Source organism: Peterkaempfera griseoplana, from assembly GCF_001418575.1.
Classification (GTDB): domain Bacteria; phylum Actinomycetota; class Actinomycetes; order Streptomycetales; family Streptomycetaceae; genus Peterkaempfera; species Peterkaempfera griseoplana.
This window is the reverse complement of record NZ_LIQR01000459.1, coordinates 1-4,108: the sequence shown is the minus strand read 5'-3', so window position 1 is coordinate 4,108 and position 4,108 is coordinate 1. Positions and strand designations below refer to the sequence as shown.

General features: G+C 74.7%; 4 protein-coding genes. 3 read left to right on the top strand and 1 reads right to left on the bottom strand.

The features are described 5' to 3' along the window. Positions 1 to 43: 43 nt before the first annotated feature. Positions 44 to 1,324 (bottom strand): glycosyltransferase, encoded by a 1,281-nt coding sequence (locus tag AOK09_RS40530; protein ID WP_055590323.1) that lies wholly within the window; start codon positions 1,322 to 1,324, stop codon positions 44 to 46. Positions 1,325 to 1,716: 392 nt separating this feature from the next. On the opposite strand from AOK09_RS40530, the gene AOK09_RS29695 reads away from it, so the two are divergent. The 3 genes from AOK09_RS29695 to AOK09_RS29685 all read left to right on the top strand — a co-directional run. Then, entirely contained in the window at positions 1,717 to 2,406 is a 690-nt protein-coding gene (locus AOK09_RS29695; RefSeq protein WP_079063543.1) for a GTP cyclohydrolase II, read from the top strand. 129 nt (positions 2,407 to 2,535) lie between these two features. Next, positions 2,536 to 3,672, top strand: a complete 1,137-nt coding sequence (gene ribD, locus AOK09_RS29690) for a bifunctional diaminohydroxyphosphoribosylaminopyrimidine deaminase/5-amino-6-(5-phosphoribosylamino)uracil reductase RibD (protein ID WP_055590324.1) — start codon at positions 2,536 to 2,538, stop codon at positions 3,670 to 3,672. Beyond that, positions 3,669 to 4,108 (top strand): LLM class flavin-dependent oxidoreductase (locus AOK09_RS29685; RefSeq protein WP_157876089.1); only part of this gene is annotated, 440 nt, incomplete at its 3' end. The genes ribD and AOK09_RS29685, both read left to right, overlap by 4 nt.

Here is a 4,108-nt window from a genome sequence, read left to right as displayed (position 1 = left end):
ACCGGACCCGCCGCGTCCCGCTCCCCCACCGCCCCGGGTCCGGTCACGCCTCGCTCCGCCGCCCGGCGGCCGCCACGGGCGGCCCGAGGAAGGACACCGCGGTCTCGGGGGCCAGGCGCCCGGCCTCGGTGAGCAGGTCCTCGCCCCAGCGCTCCCACAGCTCGCGATAGCGGGAGGTGATCACCACCAGGTCGAAGGAGTCGCCCGGCAGCCCGGTGCGCAGCCCCAGGGCGTGCCGCCCGCCCGGGCGCGCGGGCGCGGCGTCGTAGTCGAGCAGGGTCCAGTCGGCTCCGCCGGGCAGCTCGGGCGGCGGGGCCGCGCCCGCGCCCAGCACGGCGATGCGCGGCGGCCGGGCGGGGTCCGACGGGCGGACGGCGGCGCAGGCTGCACGGATCTCGTCGGTGAGGTCGTCGCCGCGGGTACGGGCGGCGGCCTCCAGCAGCCGGGTGTACTCGTACTCCAGCGGCGGGTCGAAGCGCCCTCGGGAGTACATGGCCCAGTAGAGCTCCATCACGGGGCCGGGGTGGCGCTCCAGGAGCAGGCCGGCGTTGCGCTGGTTGCTCAGCGAGTTGGCGTCCATGTCCCGCTCGTGGGGGGACTCCACAGCCCAGCCGTCCCTCAGCAGCGTCATGGTGGTGCCGTGGCGGTGGAGCCGGTAGCCGAGCTCCAGGTCCTCGCCGCCCCAGCTGCGGAACCCCTCGTCGAAGCCGCCGACGGCGTCGAAGTCGGCGGTGCACAGCGAGAGGTTGAGGGTCCAGAAGAACATCCAGGGGGTGTTGAGCCGCTCCGGGTCGAAGCCGACCTCACTGAGCTCCTGGTGGCGCAGGTCGCGGAAGCGGGGGTCGTCGCCGAAGAGCCGCACCACCTCCTCGGGGGCGCGCCGCTCCAGCGCCTCGGCGAGGCCGGGGTAGGGGTGCCTGGGGTTGTAGCCGTAGGTGTAGCCGAGGGCGACCCGGCCGGGTCCGGGCGGGTGCGGGGCGGGGCCGTGGGCCGCGAGGTGCGCCCGTACCGAGTCGGGGCCGAGGAGCGCGCCGGTGTCCAGGAAGAGCAGCAGCGGGGCTGCCGCCAGGGCGGCCCCGGCGTTGCGGGCGCGGGCCACGCCGTAGCCCTCGTCGGGCTGGAAGTGGTACTTGACCGGGAGTCTGTCCTCGAACTCCCGGACCACCTCGCGGGTGGCGTCCGAGGAGCCGTCGTCCGCGACCACCGCCTCCAGGGTGCCGGCCGGCAGGCGCTGGGCGGCGACGGAGTCCAGGGTGCGGCGCAGCAGCCCGGCGCGGTTGTACGTCGGGATGACCACGGAAATGAGCGGCGGCGGTGTCCGCATACGAATTCTCCGCTGAGTGAGGAGGTTCTGGTGATCCGGTGTTTCCCCGCCTCCGGCCGACGCGTCCGGATCGGTGAATTTCGACTGTATCGGCCGGGTCGGACACCGGCAACAGTCGCCTAGGAATCCCCGAAATGCATTCGAGTTCCGCTCCAGCGGAACTCGATGCACGGTTTCTAGGTTCATGCGGTCGCCGGCGGGCCAAGGCTCCGCCCCGGCGCCCCGGGATGAAATCCGTTCCGGCGCGCGGCGATTCCCCTGTCCCCGGCACCGGCGTGCGGTGCGGGAGGATTTTCCTGGGCCGGATCCCATTCCGTTTACCCAGGTGGACCGTGTACGAACACCCGGCACGGCACCGAGCCGTGCCCAGCCACCCAAGAAGGAGCGTGGAGATGGCTATTGCCCAGCAGACCCGTGTGCAGGAACTGCGTCCGGTCGCGAACCCGGCCGGCCCGGCCGGCGGGGTGCAGGTGCGGGCGAAGGTCCGGGTGCCGCTGCAGACGTCGTCCGGCGAGTACCTGCAGGCCGATGTGTTCACCTTCCGCGGGATGAGCGACCCCGGGGAGCATCTGGCGATCGGCCTGGGCGACTACCGCACCGCCGCCCACCCCCTGGTGAGGGTGCACTCCGAGTGCCTGACCGGGGACGTGCTGGGGTCGGCGCGCTGCGACTGCGGCCCGCAGCTCCAGGAGGCCGTGGAGGAGATCTCCGCGGCCGGAGGGTTCCTGCTGTACCTGCGTCAGGAGGGGCGCGGCATCGGCCTCTACAACAAGCTGGACACCTATCTGCTCCAGGACGACGGGCTGGACACCTACGAGGCCAACGAGCGTCTGGACCTGGACGCCGACTCCCGCGACTACCGGGTCGCCGCCGAGATGATCCGGGCGCTCACCGCGTCCCCGATCCGGCTGCTCACCAACAACCCGCAGAAGGCCGCCCAGCTGCGGCAGTACGGGATCGACGTCGCCGAACGGGTGTCCACCGGGGTCTACGTGACCCCGTACAACCGCTTCTACCTGGAGACCAAGGCCAAGGTCACCCGGCACGCCATCGCCCTGGAGACCGTCGCCCGGGCCTCCTGAGCGGTCCGACTCCCACCGAAAGGCCGATCAGCCGATGAGCGCACACATGATCACGCCCTGTCCTCGTATGCCCACCGCGGCGGTGGCCCGGTGATCCCCGGCCGGGCCACCCCCGCCGAGGAGGCCGCGATGCGACGCGCGGTGGCGCTGGCCGCCCAGGGTCTCGGCGGCACCAGCCCCAACCCGGTGGTGGGCTGTGTGATCCTCGCCGCCGACGGCACCATCGCCGGTGAGGGACTGCACCACCGTGCGGGCGGTCCGCACGCGGAGGTGGCGGCGCTGCGGGCGGCCGGCGCCGCCGCGGCGGGCGGCACCGCGGTCGTCACCCTGGAGCCCTGCGACCACAGCGGCCGCACCGGCCCCTGTACCCGGGCGCTGCTCGCCGCCGGGATCCGCCGGGTGGTGTACGCGGTCTCCGACCCCGACCCCACCGCGTCCGGCGGCGCGGAGACCCTGCGGGCGGCCGGTCTGGAGGTGGTGGGCGGGGTGCTGGCCGAGGAGGCCGCCCTGGGCAACCGGTACTGGCTGGTGGCCGCGGCCCGCCGCCGTCCGTTCGTCACCTGGAAGTACGGCGCCACCCTGGACGGCCGGGTGGCCGCCGCCGACGGCAGCTCCCGATGGGTCACCGGCCCGGAGGCCCGGCGCGACGCCCACCGGCTGCGGGCCTCGCACGACGCGGTGCTGGTCGGCGCGGGCACGCTGCGCACCGACGATCCCGCGCTCGACCTACGGCACGGGGTCGTCGGCCGGCCGCCGCTGCGGGTGGTGGCGGCCTCGTCCGGCCACGGGCTGCCGGTGACCGCCCGGATCTGGGACGGTTCGGCGCCCACGCTGCTGGCGGTGGCCGAGCCGGGGTCGGCGGCCGGGCTCCCCGGCGACGTCGAGGTGCTGGCGGTTCCCCGCGGGCCGCGGGGCCGCGGGGTGGATCTGCGGGCGCTGCTGCGGGAGCTGTACGCCCGGGGTGTCCGCTCGGTCCTCGCCGAGGGCGGGCCCACGCTGGCGGGGGCGCTGCTGGAGGCGGGGCTGGTCGACGAGGTGGTCGGCTATCTGGCGCCCTCGGTGCTGGGGGCCGGTCCGTCGTGCCTGGCCTCGGAGGCGATGCCGTCGGTGGGTGCGGCGGTCCGGTTCGAGTTCACCGCGGTGACCCGGCTGGGCGGTGATCTGCGGATCAGCGCCGCACCGGTGGCGGCGACGGCGGCTCCGCCGCCTGCCACCGAGGCCGCGCCGGTGGCCGTGGCGGCCGGGAGCGGGGCGGTGGCGCGATGAGGACAGGTGTGGTGCTGCCGCTCTACGACGACCCCTGGACCGATCCGCTGGGCCGCATCCTGCTCCTCGCCGACCTGGGGTTCCCCGGTGTGTGGGTCCGCGACATCCCGCTGCTGGAGAACGTCCCCGCGGACCGCGGGGCGGGCTTCGACCCGGTGGCGCTGCTCGGCCATGTGCTGGGCCGCGGGGTCCCCTTCGAGGAGGTGGGCACGGCGGTGCTGTGCCTCAGCTACCGCCGCCCGATCACCCTGGCGCAGGCGGTGGCGACGCTGCAGAGCCTCTCCGGCAACCGCCTGGTGGTGGGGGTGGGAGCCGGGGTCAGAGCACGGGTGAACGCGGTCTACGGTCTGGACCGCGACCAGCGCAGGGCGCAGTTCGTCGAGTCGGTCAGGGTGCTGGACGACCTGCTCGGCGGCCGCTCCCGCACCCTGCCCGA